Below are 21,077 nucleotides of genomic sequence, written 5' to 3'. Positions count from 1 at the left end.
GGAGCATGAGCTCGCATCGTGAACCCAGCATCCGCGGATACCGCATCCGTGGTCTCGTCGTCCTCGCGCTTGTTGCGGTCCTCGCGGTCGTGGTGTGGCAGAAGGTCACGCCGGCTCCCGCCGACGGCGTGCGATTCGCCCTGGTGGTCTCCGACCTCGGCGACGGTGTGGGAGAAGCGACACCCGTCCGGCTGCACGGGCTCACGGTCGGCGAGGTCGTCGACCATCGTCCGCACGGGCCGGGTCGTCAGCTGATCACCCTCTCGGTCGATGACGAGCGGTTCGGCGAACTGTCCGACGAGCTCGACGTCCGGTTCATCTCGGGCACCGTGTTCGGTTCGACGGCAGTCGAACTGGTTCCCACCGGGTCCGGTGACCCGTTGCGTCCCGCGGAGGTTCTCGATCTCGGCAACGGGGCGTCCGACGACACCATCACGACGATCATGCGGGACTCGGGACGACTGATGATCGACGTCGTCAATCGTGACCTCGCGACCTCACTCGACGCCGGTGCCGAGCTCACCGCCGCGTCGGCGCCGCTGATGGCATCCGGATTGGTGATGCTGCGGACCATGCAGCGCAAGATGAACCTGTCGATGGGTGAGTTGCTGCCCAAGATCGCCAATGCCTCCGAGGGAGCCGCGGTGTTCACCCCGTCGGCCATCGGCATCCTGAACTCGCTGGCCTCGGTCGAGGATCTCGACGATCCGGCTCAGGTCGAACTGGCCAACGGCACGGTCGTCGAGGTCTCGAACCTGGTCTTCTCGTTCGCCGGGCGTCTCGTGGGCGCGCTCGCCCCGATGGCCGGTCTCATGGACGTGATGCTCGGCCTGATCGTCCCGCTCAACCAAGGGCTGCAAGGCATCACGCCGGCCAAGGTCGAGCGCCTGCTCGACGGCGCCGACGGGGCACTGCATCGTCGTGGCGACCGCGTCGACCTCGACACCGAGATCCTCCTGCAGGGATTCCCGGCATTCGGACAACCCCTGGCCGCACTGGCGAAGACCACGGAAGCACCGACGGAGAGGGAACAGCGGTGAAGAGTCCACGCCAAGCCGCCATCCGGCTCGCCATCCTCGGTGTTGCCGCCGCGCTCATCATCACCCTGATCGTGCAGGCCATCCAGCGTCCCGTGGCCGGCCAGACCGTGGACTACCGTGCCACGTTCGGCGACGTCTTCGGTCTGACCCAGAACGCCGACGTCCGTCTGCGCGGTGTCCAGATCGGCAAGGTGACCGGGATCGACCTGACCGACGACGCCCGTGCGGAGGTCTCCTTCCACATCCAGGACGAACACCGACTGCGTACCTCGGACAAGCTGTCCATCCGATTCCAGAACCTGACCGGGCAGCGCTACATCGAGCTCATCCGGGGCGAGGAGGCCGCGCCGGCGGTAGCCGACGGCGCACTCGTCACCAACACCGCGGACTCCTTCGACATCACCACGGTGTTCAACGGCCTGCGCCCGCTGCTCAGCGCGGCCGATCCCGAGGTCTACAACCGTCTCGCGACCAACCTGGTCGCACTCATCGACGGTGGGAGCAGCGACATGACGCCGGTGCTCAAGGACGTCTCGCTGCTCACCTCCTACGCCAGTGACCGGACCGCGGTGATGGAGACGATCGTCGGGAACCTGGAACGGATCTCGAAGGAGATCAACGGCCGCTCGGCGAATCTCGCCGCGATCCTCAAGGTCTTCCACTCGATCTTCATCCCCATCGCCACCCGTATGGAGGAGTTCCTGTCCCTGATGGGCAAGGGCTCGATCGAACTCTCCGAGATCCTGCGGGTCACCGATGCCCTCTCGCTGATGGGCCTCGGGGCGACCGGCACCACCGATGATGTGACGCAGAAGATCTCCGAGGTCATCCCGGACACCACCGCGGCGGTGAAGTCGCTGTCGATGTTGCCGGGCGTGCTCGAGGGGCTGAATCAGCTCATCCCGAAGGCGAATCCGGCGTCGTCGTGCAGCAACGGGACCTTCTCGATGCCCGTTGCCGCGACGGTGCTCATGAACGGCCGAGCCCTCACGGTGTGCAAGGGGGACCGATGAGCGACACCAGGAGCAAGACCCTGATCGGCTCGGAGTATGCGTCGAGCAGATCCCAGATGTGGTGGGCGGCCATCAGTATCGCCGTCGTCGCGATCGTCATCGCGACGACGGGCATCCTGTACCTCAAGCCACCGGGCAACCAGACCTTCCATCTGCAGCTCAGCGAGTCGGGTAACCTCCGCGCGGGTGACACCGTTCGCGTGGCCGGCATCCCGGTCGGCAAGGTCCTCGGGCTCACTCTCGAAGACGACCACGTCGACGTCGAGTTCACCGTGAAGAACGATGTCTTCGTGGGGGATACGACGTCGGTGAGCGTGCGGATGCTGACCCCGGTCGGCGGTCTGTACCTCGCGATGATGCCCTCGGGTACCAACCCACTGCGTGAACCGATCCCACAGTCGCGGGCGGCGGTGCCGTTCCTCGTCAACGACCTCGTCAAGAGCGCGGTCGAGGTGACCGACGAGATCGACACCAGGGCACTACGAGATGCGATGTCCGCGTCGTCGGATGCCCTCGCCGGCGCACCCGGATCGGTGCGCAGCACGGTGACCAACATGCAGCGCATCATCGAACTGTTCGCGGAGCAGAAGAACCAGATCACCGACCTGCTGTCGCTGTCCAACGAATACGTGGGCGCGGTGCTCGACAACAAGGCGCTGATCACCGAAGTGATCCGGGCGTATGCGGTCCTCGGGCCGTCGACGATGGCGTCGGCGACCGAGACCAAGATCTTCGCGGACTCGACCTCGGTCCTCGTCGGCGTCGTCTTCGACTTCCTCTCGGGTCCCTACCAGCAGAAGATCGAGCCGCTGCTCGGGCCGGTGGTCGAGGCCAGGAACCTGAGCAAGGAGATGGAGGACTGGTCCACACAGGTCGTCGACCAGTTGCGCGCCACGCTGCTCAGCCTCGGCGAGCTCGCCGGTCCGGAGGGCAAGGCCCTCGTCGACCAGAGCGGCCTCACCACCGAACTCCCCGACGTCTGCCTGCCCGTTCCCGGACGGATCTGCTGATGACCACACCGCAACAGCCGCAGAAGATCTCGCCGGCCAGACGTCGCACGCTGGCCGTCTTCACGATCGTCGTCACCGTCGTCGCCGTCTGCAGTGTCGCCTTCACCCGCACCGACAGCGGTTCGGACAACGGCATCTGCGCGGCCTTCCAGAATTCATTCGGTCTGTACCCGGGTGCGGCAGTGACCATTCGCGGTATCCAGATCGGAACCGTCGAATCGGTGACCCCGCGCGGCACGCAGGTGCAGGTCGACATGACGATCGACGACCGTACCCTCGGCCGTGACGTCGGTGCGGCGATCGTGAACTCCTCGATCCTCACCGATCGTCGCGTCGAGCTCGTCAACACCGAAGTCCCCGATGGCGGAACCGAATTCGACGGCACCTGCATCCCGGAGTCACGTACCGCCGAGCCCACCAGCGTGCCGGACGCGTTGAACTCGTTCTCTCCCGGTTCTTCAAGGACATCACCACGGCCGACGAGTCGGGCCGCCTCCCACTCCAGGCGCTGCTCGAGGGCGCCGACCGTGAGATGGGCGGACTCGGACCGACGATCAACCGGCAGCTGCGTGAACTCGGCAACCTGATGGAGTCCCCGGACACCTTCATGAGGGAGTTCGGCACCCTGATCGAGAACAGCGCGGAGCTCACCGAGTTCGTCGATGCCGACTGGGACAACGTGTCCACCACCATCAAGACGCTGGGTCCCGGCCTGGCACTGATCGAGTACATGCTGGGTCTGGTGAAGACCATCGTCGAGAAGCTCGCCGATGCACTGGATCCGCTGGATCGGCTCTTCAACGAGAACTTCCCGTTGATCATGGATGTGCTCAACGCGTCGGTGCCGATCGTCAGCATGGTGCGTACCCAGGCGGAGGAATCGCCGGAGATCCTCGGGAAGATCCCGGGAATCCTCACGATGCTCCACCGCATGATCGAAAGTCCGGGGCGTGGTGTCGGCGTCGACTACCGCGCACCCAAGGCCGCGGTGAAGAGCGCCGACGCGGGAGCGTTGTGTGCAGCGCTCAAGAAGATCCCCGGTAGCCGGTGCGAGGTGACGTCGAAGACGATCACCGTCCCGTTGCCGCAGTTGTTGCTGAACGACCTGGGAGGCCACCGATGACCCACGGCTTCGCCTCGTCGCGTCGTCGCCTGACCTCATGGGTCGGCGTTCTCCTCGCCGCGGTGATCGTCTGTGCCGGTTGCTCGTTCAACCCCAGCAACTACGTCATGCCGGGAACCGGTGTGGGCGGTCCGACCTACCGGCTCCACCTCGAGTTCAGTTCGCTGCTGAGTCTTCCCGCCGGTGCCGAGGTACGAAGCAACGGCGCGAAGGTCGGTTCGATGAGGTCGATCACGCTCACCGACGAGGCTGCGGTCGCGCACATCGACGTCAGCGAGGATGTCGAGCTGCCGCGCGGTACGCGCGCCGAGCTGCGGCAGACGTCGATGCTCGGCGACATCTACATCGCTCTCATCCCGCCGGTCGAGATGGGGCCGGAGCTCCTCGGTGACGGTGACGTGGTCGCCCTCGACGACACCGATCCGGGTCCGCAGATCGAGGACGTGCTGGCGCGCATGGCCGACTTCGTCAACGCCGGGAGCGTCACCCGTCTCCAGGACGCCATCGCCGAGCTGAACAAGACCCTGCCCTCGGATGTCGCGGAGCTGCGTGGTCTGTCCGAATTCGGTTCTGCGGCAGTACGTGAGTCGGCAGACAACCTGGACTCTCTCGGACGGAGCATCGAGGCGGCCGACGAGCTGAGCAGTCGACTGGATGCGATGCGCGACGACCTGGGATTCATCTTCTCCGATCATGCCCGCACCCGGCTGGAGCGCGTCCCGCAGTTCATGAGCGCGGTTCTCAACGTGGTGATCGACGTGAACACCCTGACGACCGGTCTCGAATGGCTGATCCCGCGGTTGCCTCACGTCCGGGAGAATCTCGAACTGATCGCCCCGCTCATCCGGGAACCCTCGGCGAGCCCGCATCAGCTGAACGGCAATGCGGCCACCGTGACGTCGTTCACGAAGAACAAACTGGTTCCGTTCCTGTTGGGGCCCAACGTCAACGTGAAGCAGGTCAGCATGGCCGAGCAGGATGTGAGCGCGAACGCCTTCCTGCTGTTGAAGATGGTGGGGGCGGTCCGATGAGTCGAATCCCCGGATGGCTCTCGGCGGGCGCCCTGATCATGACGACGGTCCTCGGCGTCGGATACCTCCTCATCGGGGTGCTGGCCGTCGATCCGATCGAGAAGCGCACGAGCATCACCGTCGACCTGACCGACTCGTCCGGACTGAAGAGTGGTTCCGACGTGGTGTACCGCGGCGTGAACATCGGCACGGTCGACGAGGTGACCGGTCGGACCGGCGGGGTTCGTGTTGCGCTGACCTACGCTGCCGACCAACGGGTTCCGGTCGCGACGGACCTGAAGATCGAGCAGCTGTCGTCGCTGGGTGAGCCCGTCTTCGCCTTCATGCCCAACACGGACAGTGGACCGTGGCTGGAGGACGGCGCGCACCTGACGCAGACTGTCGAGGTGCCGACGTCGGTGGCGCAGCTCCTCGGTGACACCTCGGCGATGCTCGAACAAGTCGAACCCGAGCGGGTGACGAGCCTGCTCGACACGCTCTCGCAATCGGTCACCGGAGTGGAGTCCGCGGTCACCCCGGCGGTGCGTCGCGGTGCCGACCTCCTGTTGATGACGCTGCCGTCGCGGCAGGGGCATCTCGATGCGCTGATCGATCACATGACCGAGATCCTCTCCAAGACAGACGAACTGAAGCCGGCGATGATGGCTGCTCCGCCTCAGCTCGATGCGTTCGGCGAGTCCCTCGGCGTGTCCTTTGCGGACATGGGTGTGCCGGGGTCGGGAAGGGGGCACAGAACCGGCGTCTGGGCGTCAGGCGCGGGTGAAGCCGGGCACGAGGTGGGCTTCGAGCATCCGGCGGAGTTGCGGCACGGTCACGTCCGCCAGTTCGAGGCGCCCCACCAGGATCATCTCGGTGTAGGACAACCAGGCGCAGGCCTGCGTGATGTCCAGGTCTTCGCGGAACTCACCCTTCGCCACGCCCTCCTCGAGGACGGATTGCCAGAGTTCCTCGGTCAAATCGGTTGCGAGATGCGAGGAGTCGAGCAGGCGCGTACCCAGCAGAGCGGTGTCGCTGGAGATCAAGGAACGCAGGATCGGGTCACGCCGTCCCCGGTCCACCAGTTCGATCATCCCGACCGTCAGCTTGCCGGCGTAGGAGGGCTCGTCGCGGATGATCTCGCGGATCTTCTCGATCAGGGTTCGCGCACGTTTCCCGATGAGGGACAGCACGATCTCGTAGCGGTCCTCGAAGTAGCGGTAGATCGTCGCCCGTGACACCCCGGTCTCACGCGCGATGTCGTCGATCGTCGTTCGGTCCAGCCCATAGTGCTCGATGTGTCGGGCGGCGGCGTCGAGGATCTGATCGCGTGCTTCGGCCCTGTCGGTGCTCAACCGTCGCTGTCGTCTGGCTCTCGGCAAGATCCCTCGCATACTCGAATGACGTTCTTGCACACTAACCGGTGGTCACGGTGGGTCCGACAGGAGGCAGGGTGCGAGACGTGGCACGCATACCTTTACGGCTCGAGGAGCTCCTCAGAGACGGACGTCGGCGCTCGGTTGCCCGTCGACCGTCGTGCGTTCCGCGCGGGACCGGCGAGCTTCGCGCTCGAGCGCCGCGGTGAACTGGTCGGCGGCCCACTTCAGCGCCTCTTTGTCCTGGGGGAGCGTGGTCTGCTCGTAACCGGTCAGCAGGTAGAGCGCCCAGTTCGCGTATCGGTGGGCGGCGACGCGGTCGTCGAGGAGTTCGAGGGCCGCGTCGTAGCGAGCTCTGTCGGCGGCTTCCTGGACCTTGCAGACCTCCGGATCCATCGCGGCCCACGTTCGGATCGCGGACTCCGCGTCGTGAGGGAGGCCGAGGGCACTCTGGACGAGATCGTCGACGCGGCGTGACATGTCCGGTTCGGTCCGGGCGGCCGCCAACTCGGCCTCGGTGCGCGAGTCGTACCAGTGCGTGATGACCTGGCTGGTGTAGTCCGACCAGTTCTTGAAGAAGTGGTAGAAGGAACCGCTGGTGACCCCGAGCCGCTTGCAGACCTCGGCGAGCTTGAGTGCGCTGTAGCCCGAATCCGCGAGAACGGCGAGGCCCGTCTCCAGATACAACTCTCGCGTCGTGGTGGCTGCCATGTCGCTACCGTATTCCACGCCGAGCTGATCGGTCGTATGGGTCAGATGTCCGGTTTCGTCGATCCGACGCCGAGCGGATACGCCGATGGGCCGGGACCGGAGACGAAACGCTTGCCTCGGGTCCCGGCCCATCAGCCGGATTCTGTCTTCGACGAGGGTCTGCGACCTACGGTGCCCAGGTCCGCGGCGCTGCCTCGTCCTCGGCCGGCGGCGTCGAGGTGACGCGGTACGCGCGGTTGACCGCGGACACCACGGCACGCAGGCTGGCGGTGGTGATCGACGATGCCACGCCGACACCCCAGACGGTTTCGCCGTTGACCTCGGTCTCGACGTACGCGGCGGCGCTGGCGTCGCCGCCGGCGGTCAGGGCGTGCTCGCTGTAGTCCAGGACCCGGACCTCATAGCCGACGGTGCCCAGGGCATCGACGAAGGCGGCCAGCGGCCCGTTGCCCGCACCGGTGATCTCGCGCTCGTTGCCCTCGACCTTCACGACCGCGGTGATGTGGTCCTCGCCGCCGTCGACCTCGGCCGCGTCGACCTTCTGCCGGATGCGCTCCAGCGGCCAGACCGGGTGCAGGTAGTTCTGCGCGAAGACGTCCCACATCTCCTTGGGATTGACCTCGCCGCCCTCGCCGTCGGTGATCTTCTGGATCTCGCGGCTGAACTCGATCTGCAGGCGACGCGGCAGGTTCATGCCGTGGTCGGCCTTCATGATGTAGGCGACGCCGCCCTTGCCGGACTGGCTGTTCACGCGGATGACGGCCTCGTAGCTGCGGCCGACGTCCTTGGGGTCGATCGGCAGATACGGTACGGCCCAGACGATGTCGTCGACGTCGGAGTCGGCGTCGTCGGCGTCGAACTTCATCTGGTCGAGGCCCTTGTTGATGGCGTCCTGGTGGCTTCCGGAGAAGGCGGTGAACACCAGATCACCACCGTAGGGGTGGCGCTCGGGGACGTTGAGCTGGTTGCAGTACTCGACGGTGCGACGGATCTCGTCGATGTCGGAGAAGCTGATCTGCGGGTCGACGCCCCGGCTGAACATGTTCATGCCCAGGGTCACCAGGCACACGTTCCCGGTGCGCTCACCGTTGCCGAACAGGCAGCCCTCGATGCGGTCGGCGCCGGCCTGGTAGCCCAGTTCGGCTGCGGCGACACCGGTTCCGCGGTCGTTGTGGGGGTGCAGGCTCAGGATGATCGAGTCGCGGCGAGCCAGGTTGCGGTGCATCCACTCGATCGAGTCGGCGTAGACGTTCGGCGTGGCCATCTCGACGGTCGCCGGCAGGTTGATGATCATCGGCCGCTCGGGGGTGGGGGCGATGACCTCGGTGACCGCGTCGACGACCTCTTTGGCGAAGCTCAGCTCGGTGCCCGTGTAGGACTCCGGCGAGTACTCGTAACGCCAGTTGGTGTCGGGATACTGCTTCTCGACCTCCAGCACCTTGTGGGCGGCGTCGGTGGCGATCTTGATGATCGCGGGCTTGTCGGCGCGGAAGACCACACGACGCTGCAGCACCGAGGTGGAGTTGTAGAAGTGCACGATGACGTTCGCCGCACCGCGGCAGGCCTCGAAGGTGCGCTCGATCAGTTCCTCGCGGCACTGGGTCAGCACCTGGATGCTGACGTCGTCGGGGATCGCGTTGTCCTCGATGATCTCGCGGACGAAGTCGTAATCGGTCTGGCTGGCCGACGGGAACCCGACCTCGATCTCCTTGTAGCCCATCCGGACCAGGAGGTCGAACATGCGACGCTTGCGCGCCGGGCTCATTGGATCGATCAGGGCCTGGTTTCCGTCACGCAGGTCGACCGCGCACCACAGCGGCGCCTTGGTGATGACCTTGTCGGGCCAGGTACGGTCCGGCAGCGAGATCGTCTCGACCTCGTCGGCGAACTGACGATAGCGATGAACCGGCATCGCGGAGTTGCGCTGCGGATTCCATACGGGCTGGTCGGCGGGAATCGGGCCGGACGGCTCGACGATTCGGCTCGCGCCGGAGGTGAAGGTGTCTGCTGGTGCCATGGTTGGTCATTCTCCGTGTCTGGAAGGAAAGTGACCGGCGCGTGATTGGGCCCCGCGACGGAGGGCCGGTCGTGTCAGACCCCGCCGCGGCAACCGAGAAGGAGTGCACGCTGCATGCGCACGACTGTACTCCTCGGCGTTGACGAGACCAAAGCCGCAGGTGTGGGCGTTTTTCGTGTCCCCCTCTTCGGGGGTGCCGCGGGTCCGACACACCCGTCAGGCTATGATATGCATCACGCACGGCGCTGAGAGTGACGGAAATCATTCCAGCGGCCGAAGGGTGTACGGGCTCCGTGCCCGGTCTTCGACAGAGCCGCTCGACCGCGACTCTGCCGCCTGCACAGAAGGACGACGTCAAGTGACCACGATCCCCGCCGATCCACCACGCGCAGACCTACCGCCCGAACCCCACACCCCGCCTGCGTCGAAGCCCACCAGTCTTCGACGTGTCGCCGCCGCCAGCTCGATCGGCACGACCATCGAGTTCTACGACTTCTTCATCTACGGGACCGCGGCAGCGCTGGTCTTCCCGACGGTGTTCTTCCCGGCGGCCGACGAGGTCACGGGCACGATCGCGTCCTTCGCGACCTTCGCCGTGGCGTTCTTCGCCCGGCCGGTCGGGGCGATGCTCTTCGGGCACTTCGGTGACCGGATCGGCCGCAAGCGCACGCTGGTGTGGACCCTGCTCATCATGGGCCTCGCGACCGTGGCGATGGGACTCCTCCCGGGGTACGAGTCCGGCGTCTTCGGGTTCGCCGAATCGGGGATCGGCATCGGAGCACCCATCGCTCTGGTCGTCCTGCGATTCCTCCAGGGCTTCGCCGTCGGTGGTGAATGGGCCGGCGCGACGCTGCTGACGGCCGAATACGCACCGGCGGGCAAGCGTGGGCTGTACGCGATGTTCCCGCAGCTCGGCCCGGCGTTCGCGTTCTTCCTGTCGAGCCTGACCTTCTTGATCGCCTCGCTGACCCTCGGCGAGACCAGCTCGGCCTTCCTCGACTACGGCTGGCGGATCCCGTTCATCCTGTCGTTCGCCCTCGTCGCCGTCGGCCTCTGGGTTCGGCTCGCGGTCGCGGAGACACCCGTGTTCCGAGATGTGCAGCGTCGCAAGGCACTCGAGGCCGCGGCGTCGGATGGCCCGGCGTCGAACGAACCCGCTCTGCCGTTCCTCGATGCCTTTCGTCACCAGTGGAAAGAGATCCTCATCGCCGGCGGTGCGCTGGCGAGCCTGTTCTCGCTCTTCTACATGGGCACCGCATTCCTCACGAACTACGGCACCAAGAGCCTCGACCTGTCACGCACCTTCGTGTTGAGTGCGGGAATGATCGCCGCGATCGTGTTCGGATTGTCCACCGCCGCGTCGGCCATGTGGTCCGATCGGGTGGGTCGTCGCCGGGTCATCCTGACCTCGTGCGCCATCGCCGTCCCGTGGGCGCTGGTCCTGTTCCCGATCCTCGAGATCGGCGGCGGATTCGCCTTCGTCATCGGCCTGACCGGCACCCTGCTCATCTTCGGAATCGCCTACGGCCCTGCGGGTGCGCTGCTTCCCGAACTGTTCGAGGCGCGCTACCGCTACACCGGTGCGGGGATGGGTTACAACCTCGCCGGCATCTTCGGCGGAGCCATCCCGCCGCTGATCGCCGCGCCACTGATCGCCGGCCCCGGGGCGATCTGGGTGGGTGTCCTGCTCGCCGGCCTGTCGGCGATCAGCGTGGTCTGCACGATCCTGATCGTGGAGACCAAGGACAAGGCCATGCGAGCCGCGACGGAATCGCCCGAGGAGGAACCCTCGCTGGTCGGCTGAACGTGTTCGGGCCGAGACTGATTCGCGGTCCGCAGAACGACGACGTCCCCGTCACGATCACCGATCGCGGCGGGGACGTCGCCGTGAGGGGGCAGATGCCTCACTGGTCACATCTCGAGACCGGTGAATGCCGGGTGGCCCCACCGGCCGGCGAACGCGACCTCGTCGAGCGGGAGTCGGGTCCGGGGACGTTCGTCGCGCTCGCGGATGTCCTCGGGCAACGATGCGGGGTCCTCGACGAGGGCGCCGATCCCCAGCAGGACGAGGGCCCGTATGCCGGCCGGGATGTCGAAGGCGGTGGTCGCGGCCGCGGCGTCGAAGCCGGCCATCGGATGACCGTTGAAGCCGAGCGCCTCGGCCTGCAGGATCATCTGCGACACCGCGAGGCCGACGTCGACGGCCGCATACGTATGTTCCTTCGGATCGTCGGGGCGGTCCGTTGTGCACACCAGGACCAGGGCCGCCGACCGCGGCGCCCATCCGGCGTTGCCGCGGATCAGCACACCGCTGAGGGCCTCGAAGGTCTCGTCACCGCGGCGGCCGACGAGAAACCGGACCGGCTGCATGCGACCCCAGGTGGGTGCCCACCGCCCGGCGTCGACGATGGTCGTGAGGTCCGCCACGGAAATGGTGGCGGCGGGGTCGTAACCTCGCGCGCTCCACCGCCCGTCGATCAGTTCGTGCACTCGGTCGAGGGTAGCGGCGCGGCGACCGCGTCTTCGTCGGTGCCGGTCTGCGCGCCGGCACCCGCGGGAGTGACGGGTTCGCGCATGGCGAAGAACAGCCCGATGCCCAGGAGTGTCAGTGCGATTCCGATGGCGAGCGATGCGGCGTGTATGCCCTCGACGTAGGCCTGGCGGGCCGCGGTCGCGAGACCGTCTCCCTGAGTCCCCATCTCGAGCGCGCGATGCAGCGTCTCGCCGAGGGTGTCGCCGAACGACCATCCGTCGCGATGCCCGCGGAACACGAGCGTCGCGAGTGAACCGAACAGGGCGAGGCCGAGGGCATTGCCGAGTTCGAAGCTGGTCTCCGAGATACCCGACGCCGAGCCCGACCGTTCCGGTGGAACCGCGCCGACGACCACGACCGACACCAGACTGAACTGGATGCCGTAACCGATACCGGCGATCGAGGTGAAGACGAGGTAGACCCAGATCGGCGACGACGTGGTCAGTGCGAGCAGGCCGAAGTTGCCGACGGCGGCCAGCACGATCGAGCCGAGGAAGGCTGTGCGCATGCCGACCATCGATGCGATACGGGAAGCGCCGACCGAGAACACGGCGACCGCAACCGCCATCGGGAGGCCGGCCACCGCGGCGGCCAGGACGTCGTGACCCATCACCGACTGCAGGTAGACGCCGGTCAGATACGACATCCCGCCGAGCGCCATCATGCCGACGAGGGCGACGGTGATCGCGCCGACGTACTGCGCGTTCCGGAACAGCTTCAGGTCGAGCAGCGGGGCTGCGGAGTGGCGTTGCTGGACCACGAAGCCGACGAGCAGTGCCGCGCCCACGAGCCCGATGACGATGACGCCCGGATCGACACCGTCGCTCGCCAGGGTTTTCACCGCGTAGACGACGGGCAGGATGCCGGCCATCGACAACACGACGCCGAGCACGTCGAACCGTGCGGCCGACGGGGCCTTGTACTCGGGGATCAGGCGGGGGCCGAGAACGAGGAGTGCGGCCAGTACCGGCACGTTGATCAGGAAGGCCGAACCCCACCAGAAGTGGTGCAGCAGAACGCCGCCGATGACCGGACCGACGGCAGCGCCGCCGGCGAAGGCGGCGGTCCAGACGCCGATGGCGCGCCCCCGCTCACGATCATCGGAGAACATGTTGGCGATCAACGAGAGACTCGACGGCATCAGCGTCGCCCCGCCGACACCCATGAGGGCGCGCGCGGCGATCAGGATGCCGGCGGTCGGCGCGAACGCGGCCAGGATCGATGCCCCGCCGAACACGGCGGCGCCGGCGAGCAGGATTCGACGGCGGCCGACCCGATCGCCGAGGTTGCCCATGGTGATCAGCAGTCCGGCGATCAGGAAGCCGTAGATGTCGAGGATCCACAGCTGCTCGGCGGCCGACGGTGCGAGCGCGTCGGTGATCGACGGGATCGCGAGGTAGAGGACGGAGACGTCCATCGACACCAGGAACACCGGGAGCGTGAGCACCGCGAGTCCCAACCAGGTACGTCGGTCGGCGGCGCCCGGGGGCTGCTGCCGATTCGACGGGTCGAGGCGGGTGGACACGATGGTTCTCCTTGGGGGGGTTTCGACACGGTGCGTCGCTACGCTCCGTACCGGCTCAACCGGCGGGGGCGCGGTGCGTCGCTGCGCTCCGTACCGGCTCAACCGGCGGGGGCGCGGTGCGTCGCTGCGCTCCGTACCGGCTCAACCGGCGGGGGCGCGGTGCGTCGCTGCGCTCCGTACCGGCTCAACCGGCGGGGGTGCGTACGGTGTACGCGAGACAGGGTACGGGGATGAGTACGCTGTACGCAATCCGTTTGTTCCCGAGCCCGGCCAGGAGGAATCGCAGGTGACGTCCGACACCACCAAGCTGTCGCCGGCGACCATCGTCGACGCCGCGATCCGGGTCGCGGATGCCAACGGACTCACCGGCCTCTCGATGCGGCGGGTCGCCGACGAACTCGGGGTCGGCGCGATGTCGCTGTACCGGCATGTGGCCGACAAGGACGCGCTGCTGCAGGCGATGGCCGAGGAAGTGGGTCAGCGCTACCCCTACCCGGTCGAGACCGCGCCGTCGTGGCGCGAGCGTGTCCGGGTCGCCGTCGACGTCGACTGGGAGCTCTATCAGCGGCACCCCTGGCTGGTGCTCGCCTACGCATCGCCGAGACTCAGTTACGGCGAGGCATCCCTGGAGTGTCTCGACTGGTTGTCCGCCGGCTTCCTCGAACTCGGTGCCGGCATCGAACGTGCCACCGACATGGCGCTGACCGTGTGGAGCTTCATCCACGGCGTCGCACTGATGGCCGTCGGCGACCGATTGCTCAGCGACCAGGGGCAGGAGACGTCGCTGCCCTCGGCTCGCCTGGCCGACGTGTTCGCGGGGAGATCCGACGCCCCGGTGCCTCCGCACCTCGCTCGTCTCGCCGGGCGCGCCGACGCCGCACACCTGCTGGACCCGAGGGCCCGTCTGGACGCCGGAATCGGTTATCTCTGCGCAGGTTTCGAGGCCTCCGCCCGCTGAACCCGGTCAGCCCCGGGGCGTACGGTCACACGGCATGCGGAAACACGGTCAGCATGTGGGCGCCGAACCACGAACTGCCGATCACGATCGGCACGACGATGAGCCCGGCGACCACCGGCCGTGTCCGTGCGAGAGCCATCGCGAGCGGGATGAGCAGAACGAAGGCCGGCAGCAGGAGACGCGGCCGGCTCATCATCAAGCCGCTCGACAACACGATCTGGGCGACGAGCAACGAGCCGAACAGCAACACCGGCCAGGGCAACCGCGCCCAGACCGCCACACCGAGCATCACGAGCGTGCTCAGGACGATCCACGATGTCGCGGTGGTGGCGACCTCGGCGGAATGGACCAGCTGCTCGTTGACGAAGTTGAATGCGGCGACACCCCAGTCGAATTCGGTGTCCCAGCCCTCGGTCTGGATGCGGAACCAGCCCGTCGGTGAACCGGTGTGCGCCCACACGACGCCCAGGTAGGCGAGGTAGCCGAGCGGGCTGATGACGACGGCGGCGGCGGCGCGCACCCGCGCTGCCGGCGTGACGTCGGCGCTGTTCCGGCTGGTCCACAGAAAGACGATCGCGGCGACGATCACGACACCGATGAGGACCGCCGCCGTCGGACGGCAGAGACCGCAGAGTCCGGCCATGATGCCGGCGAGCAACCAGCGCCGCTCCAGGATTCCGATGAGTGCCCACGTCGCGAGGGCGCAGAACATCGCCTCGGTGTAGGCCATGTTGAGCACGATCGACATCGGGGTGGCGGCGAACAGCACCACCAGAAAGAGTCCGGTCGCGCACTCGGGTGCGGGACCCACCGGGGAGCGTCTCGACATGAGCCGCGCGCAGACCGTGCCCAGCCGTGCCGCGCCGACCGCGGCGATGCATCCGAGAACGAGATTCAGGGTCAGAGCCGCACCGAACGGCGTCAGCCCGGGCAGCTTCGCCAGCCACCCGACCAGATACGGATAGCCGGGAAAGAAGGCGTAGGCGGTGTCGGACGTGTGGACACCGCGCGCATCGGTCAGGCTCGCGGGAACGCCGTCGTATCCGTGGGTGGCGATCGCGAGCATCCACTGCCCGTCCCACACCGTGAGGGCCTTGCCGAGGGTGGTGTCCCGCAGGTCCGCGAATCGCGCGAGTGTGAGGATGCCGATCGCGCGAATGACGAGGTATACGACGAGGGCGTCGAGACACCAGCGATGCCGGCCCACCCACCCCGCGAACGGGGGTCGCGGGTCGGCGGCGCGTCGTGTCGCCGCCGGGTCCGCCGACCCACAGGGAGGGATGAACCGGCTGTCGGCGCGGTCTCCGCCCGTCACCGGATCGGGGTCGGGACGACGGCCCGGATCGTCGACGTCGGTTGGGGTGGCCACCCGAAGAATCCTAGGTCGTCGGCGACGACCACAGGGGGCGCGCCGTGTGCGTCGGATCACATCGTGCCGGTGACCAGGTCAGAGCGTCGCACAGTTGCCCGGTAAGGTTGTCCGAGCAAGCTGACGTCTATCGAACCGGCGCACGAGCCGGCGGGAGGTAACTCGACGTGGCCCTCGTGGTGCAGAAGTACGGCGGATCCTCGGTCGCAACGGCCGAACGCATCCGTCGCGTTGCCGAGCGCATCGTCGAGACGAAGAAACAGGGCAACGACGTTGTTGTCGTCGTCTCGGCGATGGGCGACACCACCGACGAACTACTCGACCTCGCCCAGCAGGTCAATCCGGCGCCGCCGGCGAGGGAGATGGACATGCTCCTCACCTCCGGCGAGCGCATCTCCAACGCACTCGTGGCGATGGCCATCAGTTCCCTTGGCGCACACGCACAGTCGTTCACCGGCTCGCAGGCCGGCGTGATCACGACGAGCAGCCACGGCAAGGCCAAGATCATCGATGTCACGCCGGGCCGGGTCCGCAGCGCACTCGACGACGGCAAGATCGTGCTGGTCGCCGGGTTCCAGGGTGTTTCGCAGGACACCAAGGACATCACCACGCTCGGCCGCGGCGGTTCCGACACCACCGCCGTCGCGCTGGCGGCAGCCCTCGACGCCGACGTCTGCGAGATCTACACCGACGTCGACGGCGTGTACTCCGCCGACCCGCGCATCGTCCCCGACGCCCGCCGCCTCGACAAGGTCTCCTTCGAGGAGATGCTCGAGCTCGCGGCCTGTGGCGCGAAGGTCCTGATGCTGCGGTGCGTGGAGTACGCCCGCCGGTACAACGTTCCCGTTCACGTGCGCTCGTCGTACTCGACCAAACCCGGCACCGTGGTGACCGGATCGATGGAGGACATTCCCGTGGAAGAAGCCATTCTCACCGGCGTCGCACACGATCGCAGCGAGGCCAAGATCACCGTCGTGGGTCTCGACGACAAGCCGGGCTACGCCGCCAAGGTGTTCCGGGCCGTCGCTGACGCCGAGATCAACATCGACATGGTGTTGCAGAACGTCTCGAAGGTCGACACCGGCAAGACCGACATCACCTTCACCCTGCCACGCGAGCTCGGCCCGCTGGGCGTCGAGAAGCTCACCAAGCTGCAGCAGGAGATCGGGTTCACCGATCTGCTGTACGACGATCACATCGGTAAGGTCTCGCTCGTCGGTGCCGGCATGAAGTCGCACCCGGGCGTCACCGCGACCTTCTGTGAGGCCCTCAGCGAGGCCGGCGTGAACATCGAACTGATCTCCACCTCGGAGATCCGTATCTCGGTGCTGTGCCGCGACACCGAACTCGACGACGCCGTGCGCGCCCTGCATGCGGCCTTCGATCTCGGCGGCGAAGAAGAAGCCGTCGTCTACGCCGGAACGGGTCGATAACCGTGGGTGCACGTATCGGAGTCGTCGGCGCGACCGGTCAGGTCGGCGCCGTCATGCGAACCCTGCTGGCGGAGCGCAACTTCCCGGCCGACGAGGTGCGCTTCTTCGCTTCGCCGCGGTCGGCGGGCAAGAAACTGCCCTGGGGCGACGGGGAGATCGTGGTGGAGGATGCGGCGACCGCAGACCCCGCGGGTCTCGACATCGCCCTGTTCTCCGCGGGTGCCACGATGTCCCGCGAGCAGGCACCGCGTTTTGCTGCGGCCGGCGTCACGGTGATCGACAACTCGTCGGCGTGGCGCAAGGATCCCGATGTGCCGCTGGTGGTCTCGGAGGTCAACGGCGAGCTGGCGAAGAAGCCGCCCAAGGGCATCATCGCCAACCCCAACTGCACCACGATGGCCGCGATGCCGGTGCTCAAGCCGCTGCACGACGCAGCCGGACTGCAGCGCCTCATCATCTCCAGCTATCAGGCGGTCTCCGGCAGCGGTCTGGCCGGTGTCGAGGAACTCGCCACCCAGGTGCGCGCGGTGGCCGGCGAGGCCGAGAAGCTCGTCCACGACGGCTCGGCCGTGGACTTCCCGGCACCGAACAAGTACGTCGCGCCCATCGCGTTCAACGTTGTGGCACTTGCGGGTTCGCTCGTCGACGACGGCTCCGGCGAGACCGACGAGGATCAGAAGCTGCGCAACGAATCGCGCAAGATCCTCGGTCTGCCGGAACTTCTCGTGAGTGGCACCTGTGTGCGCGTGCCGGTCTTCACCGGACACTCGCTGTCGATCAACGCCGAATTCGCGAACCCGTTGTCGGTGGCCCGTGCCCAGGAGATCCTCGGCGCCGCAGCCGGTGTGGAGCTGGCCGACGTGCCGACGCCGCTCGCGGCCGCCGGCAAGGACGTCTCGCTCGTGGGTCGCATCCGTCAGGACCCGGGTGCCCCCGAAGGTCGCGGTCTCGTGTTGTTCGTCTCGGGTGACAACCTGCGAAAAGGCGCTGCCCTCAACACGATTCAGATCGCCGAACTGCTGGTCTGATCGAGCCTCGCCGCTGCCTGGGGTGCGAGGAGCGACTTGACCCCTTGCTGCCTGAGGTGCGAGCGAAAGCGAGCCTCGAAGGCCTGGTGACGTCATCTCACCAGGCCCTTCGAGGCTCGTCGCTATCGCTCCTCGCACCTCAGGGAGCGATGGGCGGCGCTTCGCTCGCAGCGAGGGGCCTAGTCGGCGAAGGGGCGACGGCCGCTGCCGCCTCGGTGATGATCTCGCGCATCGACGCCTCCGCGGCCTTCGGGTCGCGGAGGCGTATTGCTCGTGCCACGTCGTCGTGCAGTGCGATCGCGGCCGGGTTGGGCGACGTCGGCATCATTCCGTGATGGGTGCGTCCGGCGAGCACCTCGCCGACGACGTCGGCCAGGGATCGGAACATCTCGTTGCCGCTCGCCTCCAGCAAGGTGCGGTGAAAGACCTTGTCGGCCAGTAGGTATGACTCCAGGTCGCCGGTGCGGCCGTGAACAGACATGTCCGACACCGCGGCTGCGAGGATGCGGCACTGTTCTTCGTCCGCGCGTTCGGCGGCCAGCGCGGCCGCCACGGGCTCGAATCCGCGTCGTAGTTCCGACAGGGTTGTGAGAAAGTCCGACCGGTCCGCGCCGTCGAGACGCCACCGGATCAGTCGCGGGTCGAAGACACTCCAGCGGGTCCGTGGCTGGATGGTGATGCCGACGCGGCGTCGTGACTCGACGAGTCCCATCGATTCGAGGACCTTGATCACCTCGCGGGCCACGGTTCGGGATACCCCATGGTCGGTGCAGATGGCGTCGAGCGTCAGGACGCTGCCGGCGGGGTGTGCTCCCGAGACGATGTGCCGACCGATGGCGGCGAGGACCTCGTCGTGGCGCTCGGTGGTCCCACGTGTGCTCTGACTCACGTTTTCATCTTCTCATTAGCGGCAGCCAGCGCCAATCAGCGTACTTATTGTTCTCACAACTTGCATAAGTATGACTATTGCGGCAATCTCCGTGATCATCAGCACAGCGATGTGGAGGAGTTGGCATGCGATCACCGGTGGTCGTCATGGGGGTCTCGGGGTCGGGTAAGTCGACGGTGGGAGCCGCCTTGGCACAGCGTCTGCGTGTGCCATTCGCTGATGCCGACGACTTCCACTCGGCGGAGAACATCGCCAAGATGTCCGCCGGGCAACCGCTCGACGACGACGATCGCCGACCCTGGCTCGAGTCCATCGGCGTCTGGCTGGCCGAGCACGGTGACGGCGGCGTGATGAGCTGCTCGGCGCTCAAGCTCGAGTACCGCGACCGCCTTCGCGGACATGAGCCGTCGGTGCTCTTCGCGCACTTGGCCGGCTCGGTCGAGGTCATCGCGCGCCGGCAGGCATCGCGTCCGGGTCACTTCATGCCGTCGGCGCTCCTCGCCTCCCAGTTCGACACCCTCGAACCCCTGACCTCCGATGAACGCGGACTGACCGTCGACGTCGACCAGAGCGTCGACGCCATCGTCGACGAACTCGTTGCTTCACTCCCCAACGGCGAGGAGAACTGAACATGTTGTCCACCACCACGATCCTTGCCGCCGGTGCGGATCTGCCCGAACCCGTCGCGGCGGGCTGGCAACTCGTCGTCGCGGCGCTGGCCGGCATCGCCGTCATCGTCGTCGCCATCACCGTTGCCAAGGTTCATCCCTTCCTCGCGCTGGTGGGTGGCGGTGCCACCGTCGGCATCGTCGCGGGCGAGTCGATCCCGACGGTCCTGGAGTCGTTCACCACCGGATTCGGTTCGACCGCAGCCGGTGTCGGCATCCTCATCGCACTCGGCGCGATGTTTGCGAAACTCCTCGCCGACTCCGGCGGAGCGGACGAGATCGTGGACACGATCGTCGGGCACGCCTCGCCGCGGATGCTGCCGTGGGCGATGGCCCTCGTCGGCGCCATCATCGGACTGCCGATGTTCTTCGAGATCGGTCTCGTGCTCTTGATGCCGGTGATCTATCTCGTCGCCCGGCGGTCCGGTCTGGGCCTGATCCCCATCGGCATCCCCGCGCTCGCCGGCCTCTCGGCCATGCATGGCTTCGTTCCGCCGCATCCGGGCCCGCTCGTCGCGATCGACGCCCTCGGTGCCGACCTCGGCCTGACGCTCGCCCTCGGTGTGGGCGTTGCCATCCCGACGATCATCGTCTCGGGTCCGCTGTTCGCCACCGTCGCCGGGAAGTGGGTGACGGTCGAGGCGCCGCACACCTTCGACATCGACCCTGACGACGGTCCGACGACCAAGCGGCCGTCCTTCGGGATCACCATGTTCAGCGTCTTGCTGCCCGTCGTCCTGATGCTGGGCAAGGCGCTCGCCGAGATCTTCATCTCCGACGAAGATCAACCCGTGCGGAGGATTCTCGACATCCTCGGTACCCCGCTGATCGCACTGCTGATCGCCGTCATCGTCGCGATGTTCACGCTGGGCCGCGGCTCGGGGATGGACCGCGAGACGATCTCGAAGTGCACCGGTGCGGCATTGCCCGCCATCGCCGGCATCCTGTTGATCGTCTCCGCCGGTGGCGGTTTCAAGCAGGTCCTCGTCGACACCGGCATCGGCACGTTGCTGGCGGACTGGGCCACCGGCGCGAACATTCCGGTACTGGTCCTCGCCTGGGTCCTTGCCGCGCTGATCCGCCTGGCCACCGGGTCGGCGACCGTCGCGACCATCACCGCGTCCTCGCTGATGCTCGGCCTCGTGGACGGATTGAGCTCGGGCGAGGTCTCCCTGGTCGTCCTCGCGATCGGCGCCGGTTCGGTCTTCCTGTCCCACGTCAACGACGCCGGTTTCTGGTTGGTGAAGGAGTACTTCGGCATGACCGTCGGCCAGACCTTCAAGACGTGGTCGATGATGGAGACCCTCCTCTCGGTCAGCGGCCTGGTCGTCGTGCTGGCGTTGGGGCTGGTGATCTGACGGAGCCGACCGCGCCGCT

General features: G+C 67.0%; 19 protein-coding genes and 1 pseudogene. 13 read left to right on the top strand and 7 right to left on the bottom strand.

Going from position 1 to position 21,077, the window contains the following annotated elements; genetic code table 11:
- The first annotated feature begins 5 nt into the window (after nucleotides 1-5).
- The 7 genes and pseudogenes from BPODLACK_RS12710 to BPODLACK_RS23905 all read left to right on the top strand — a co-directional run.
- Nucleotides 6-1,040 carry a hypothetical protein gene (locus BPODLACK_RS12710; protein ID WP_006435143.1) on the top strand — a complete coding sequence of 345 codons (1,035 nt, stop codon included), beginning with the start codon at nucleotides 6-8 and terminating at the stop codon, nucleotides 1,038-1,040.
- Nucleotides 1,037-2,053 carry an MlaD family protein gene (locus BPODLACK_RS12705; RefSeq protein ID WP_006435142.1) on the top strand — a complete coding sequence of 339 codons (1,017 nt, stop codon included), beginning with the start codon at nucleotides 1,037-1,039 and terminating at the stop codon, nucleotides 2,051-2,053. Before BPODLACK_RS12710 ends, BPODLACK_RS12705 begins: the two co-directional genes overlap by 4 nt.
- Nucleotides 2,050-3,063 carry an MlaD family protein gene (locus BPODLACK_RS12700; protein WP_006435141.1) on the top strand — a complete coding sequence of 338 codons (1,014 nt, stop codon included), beginning with the start codon at nucleotides 2,050-2,052 and terminating at the stop codon, nucleotides 3,061-3,063. Before BPODLACK_RS12705 ends, BPODLACK_RS12700 begins: the two co-directional genes overlap by 4 nt.
- A complete protein-coding gene (locus BPODLACK_RS12695) occupies nucleotides 3,063-3,650 on the top strand; it encodes an MlaD family protein (protein WP_006435140.1) in 588 nt (195 codons plus the stop codon). The genes BPODLACK_RS12700 and BPODLACK_RS12695 overlap by 1 nt, the downstream gene beginning before the upstream one ends.
- Nucleotides 3,596-4,186 carry a hypothetical protein gene (locus BPODLACK_RS12690; protein WP_006435139.1) on the top strand — a complete coding sequence of 197 codons (591 nt, stop codon included), beginning with the start codon at nucleotides 3,596-3,598 and terminating at the stop codon, nucleotides 4,184-4,186. Before BPODLACK_RS12695 ends, BPODLACK_RS12690 begins: the two co-directional genes overlap by 55 nt.
- Nucleotides 4,183-5,217 carry an MlaD family protein gene (locus BPODLACK_RS12685; protein ID WP_006435138.1) on the top strand — a complete coding sequence of 345 codons (1,035 nt, stop codon included), beginning with the start codon at nucleotides 4,183-4,185 and terminating at the stop codon, nucleotides 5,215-5,217. The genes BPODLACK_RS12690 and BPODLACK_RS12685 overlap by 4 nt, the downstream gene beginning before the upstream one ends.
- Nucleotides 5,214-5,534: pseudogene (locus tag BPODLACK_RS23905) on the top strand (MlaD family protein); the annotation flags it as partial. The gene BPODLACK_RS12685 and the pseudogene BPODLACK_RS23905, both read left to right, overlap by 4 nt.
- Nucleotides 5,535-5,966: 432 nt before the next feature.
- Here the strand turns inward: BPODLACK_RS23905 and BPODLACK_RS23900 are convergent.
- From BPODLACK_RS23900 to leuA, 3 genes are all read right to left on the bottom strand, one after another.
- Nucleotides 5,967-6,587 carry a TetR/AcrR family transcriptional regulator gene (locus BPODLACK_RS23900; protein WP_051995363.1) on the bottom strand — a complete coding sequence of 207 codons (621 nt, stop codon included), beginning with the start codon at nucleotides 6,585-6,587 and terminating at the stop codon, nucleotides 5,967-5,969.
- 102 nt (nucleotides 6,588-6,689) lie between these two features.
- Nucleotides 6,690-7,280 carry a TetR/AcrR family transcriptional regulator gene (locus BPODLACK_RS12670; protein ID WP_006435132.1) on the bottom strand — a complete coding sequence of 197 codons (591 nt, stop codon included), beginning with the start codon at nucleotides 7,278-7,280 and terminating at the stop codon, nucleotides 6,690-6,692.
- A gap of 166 nt (nucleotides 7,281-7,446) precedes the next feature.
- Nucleotides 7,447-9,297 (bottom strand): 2-isopropylmalate synthase, encoded by a 1,851-nt coding sequence (leuA, locus tag BPODLACK_RS12665; protein ID WP_006435131.1) that lies wholly within the window; start codon nucleotides 9,295-9,297, stop codon nucleotides 7,447-7,449.
- Nucleotides 9,298-9,655: 358 nt separating this feature from the next.
- Here leuA and BPODLACK_RS12660 point away from each other — a divergent pair, with 358 nt between their 5' ends.
- The gene (locus BPODLACK_RS12660) at nucleotides 9,656-11,101 is read left to right on the top strand and encodes an MFS transporter (RefSeq protein ID WP_159405422.1); all 1,446 of its coding nucleotides are present in this window, start codon (nucleotides 9,656-9,658) and stop codon (nucleotides 11,099-11,101) included.
- 107 nt (nucleotides 11,102-11,208) lie between these two features.
- On the opposite strand, the gene BPODLACK_RS12655 is transcribed toward BPODLACK_RS12660, so the two are convergent.
- Nucleotides 11,209-11,787 (bottom strand): nitroreductase family protein, encoded by a 579-nt coding sequence (locus tag BPODLACK_RS12655; protein ID WP_159405421.1) that lies wholly within the window; start codon nucleotides 11,785-11,787, stop codon nucleotides 11,209-11,211.
- The gene (locus BPODLACK_RS12650) at nucleotides 11,775-13,355 is read right to left on the bottom strand and encodes an MFS transporter (protein ID WP_159405420.1); all 1,581 of its coding nucleotides are present in this window, start codon (nucleotides 13,353-13,355) and stop codon (nucleotides 11,775-11,777) included. Before BPODLACK_RS12650 ends, BPODLACK_RS12655 begins: the two co-directional genes overlap by 13 nt.
- 286 nt (nucleotides 13,356-13,641) lie before the next feature.
- On the opposite strand from BPODLACK_RS12650, the gene BPODLACK_RS12645 reads away from it, so the two are divergent.
- Nucleotides 13,642-14,313 carry a TetR/AcrR family transcriptional regulator gene (locus BPODLACK_RS12645; protein WP_040004553.1) on the top strand — a complete coding sequence of 224 codons (672 nt, stop codon included), beginning with the start codon at nucleotides 13,642-13,644 and terminating at the stop codon, nucleotides 14,311-14,313.
- A gap of 25 nt (nucleotides 14,314-14,338) precedes the next feature.
- Here the strand turns inward: BPODLACK_RS12645 and BPODLACK_RS12640 are convergent, their stop codons facing one another.
- Nucleotides 14,339-15,682 carry a hypothetical protein gene (locus BPODLACK_RS12640; protein ID WP_159405419.1) on the bottom strand — a complete coding sequence of 448 codons (1,344 nt, stop codon included), beginning with the start codon at nucleotides 15,680-15,682 and terminating at the stop codon, nucleotides 14,339-14,341.
- Between the two features lie 167 nt (nucleotides 15,683-15,849).
- On the opposite strand from BPODLACK_RS12640, the gene BPODLACK_RS12635 reads away from it, so the two are divergent.
- Both BPODLACK_RS12635 and BPODLACK_RS12630 read left to right on the top strand, forming a co-directional pair.
- The gene (locus tag BPODLACK_RS12635) at nucleotides 15,850-17,115 is read left to right on the top strand and encodes an aspartate kinase (RefSeq protein ID WP_024499587.1); all 1,266 of its coding nucleotides are present in this window, start codon (nucleotides 15,850-15,852) and stop codon (nucleotides 17,113-17,115) included.
- Nucleotides 17,116-17,117: 2 nt separating this feature from the next.
- Complete coding sequence (locus tag BPODLACK_RS12630; RefSeq protein ID WP_159405418.1) at nucleotides 17,118-18,143, top strand: aspartate-semialdehyde dehydrogenase; 1,026 nt, start codon at nucleotides 17,118-17,120, stop codon at nucleotides 18,141-18,143.
- A gap of 139 nt (nucleotides 18,144-18,282) precedes the next feature.
- Here the strand turns inward: BPODLACK_RS12630 and BPODLACK_RS12625 are convergent, their stop codons facing one another.
- The gene (locus BPODLACK_RS12625; protein WP_159405417.1) at nucleotides 18,283-19,032 is read right to left on the bottom strand and encodes a FadR/GntR family transcriptional regulator; all 750 of its coding nucleotides are present in this window, start codon (nucleotides 19,030-19,032) and stop codon (nucleotides 18,283-18,285) included.
- Between the two features lie 125 nt (nucleotides 19,033-19,157).
- On the opposite strand from BPODLACK_RS12625, the gene BPODLACK_RS12620 reads away from it, so the two are divergent.
- Complete coding sequence (locus BPODLACK_RS12620; protein WP_006435122.1) at nucleotides 19,158-19,661, top strand: gluconokinase; 504 nt, start codon at nucleotides 19,158-19,160, stop codon at nucleotides 19,659-19,661.
- 2 nt (nucleotides 19,662-19,663) lie between these two features.
- Nucleotides 19,664-21,058 carry a GntP family permease gene (locus BPODLACK_RS12615; protein WP_024499582.1) on the top strand — a complete coding sequence of 465 codons (1,395 nt, stop codon included), beginning with the start codon at nucleotides 19,664-19,666 and terminating at the stop codon, nucleotides 21,056-21,058.
- Nucleotides 21,059-21,077: the final 19 nt, after the last annotated feature.

It is taken from the genome of Gordonia sp. YY1 (genome assembly GCF_009872315.1).
GTDB classification, from domain to species: Bacteria; Actinomycetota; Actinomycetes; order Mycobacteriales; family Mycobacteriaceae; genus Gordonia; species Gordonia amicalis.
Note: the sequence above shows the minus strand (reverse complement) of the source record. Positions and strands in the feature narration are given on the sequence as shown.

What these genes read in the sequence shown, in the direction of transcription:
- BPODLACK_RS12695 (WP_006435140.1), top strand. Translation starts at nt 3,063, where the DNA reads ATGACCACACCGCAACAGCCGCAGAAGATCTCGCCGGCCAGACGTCGC.
- BPODLACK_RS12685 (WP_006435138.1), top strand. Translation starts at nt 4,183, where the DNA reads ATGACCCACGGCTTCGCCTCGTCGCGTCGTCGCCTGACCTCATGGGTC.
- BPODLACK_RS12670 (WP_006435132.1), bottom strand. Translation starts at nt 7,280, where the DNA reads ATGGCAGCCACCACGACGCGAGAGTTGTATCTGGAGACGGGCCTCGCC.
- BPODLACK_RS12710 (WP_006435143.1), top strand. Translation starts at nt 6, where the DNA reads ATGAGCTCGCATCGTGAACCCAGCATCCGCGGATACCGCATCCGTGGT.
- BPODLACK_RS12690 (WP_006435139.1), top strand. Translation starts at nt 3,596, where the DNA reads ATGGGCGGACTCGGACCGACGATCAACCGGCAGCTGCGTGAACTCGGC.
- BPODLACK_RS23900 (WP_051995363.1), bottom strand. Translation starts at nt 6,587, where the DNA reads ATGCGAGGGATCTTGCCGAGAGCCAGACGACAGCGACGGTTGAGCACC.
- BPODLACK_RS12615 (WP_024499582.1), top strand. Translation starts at nt 19,664, where the DNA reads ATGTTGTCCACCACCACGATCCTTGCCGCCGGTGCGGATCTGCCCGAA.
- BPODLACK_RS12700 (WP_006435141.1), top strand. Translation starts at nt 2,050, where the DNA reads ATGAGCGACACCAGGAGCAAGACCCTGATCGGCTCGGAGTATGCGTCG.
- BPODLACK_RS12620 (WP_006435122.1), top strand. Translation starts at nt 19,158, where the DNA reads ATGCGATCACCGGTGGTCGTCATGGGGGTCTCGGGGTCGGGTAAGTCG.
- leuA (WP_006435131.1), bottom strand. Translation starts at nt 9,297, where the DNA reads ATGGCACCAGCAGACACCTTCACCTCCGGCGCGAGCCGAATCGTCGAG.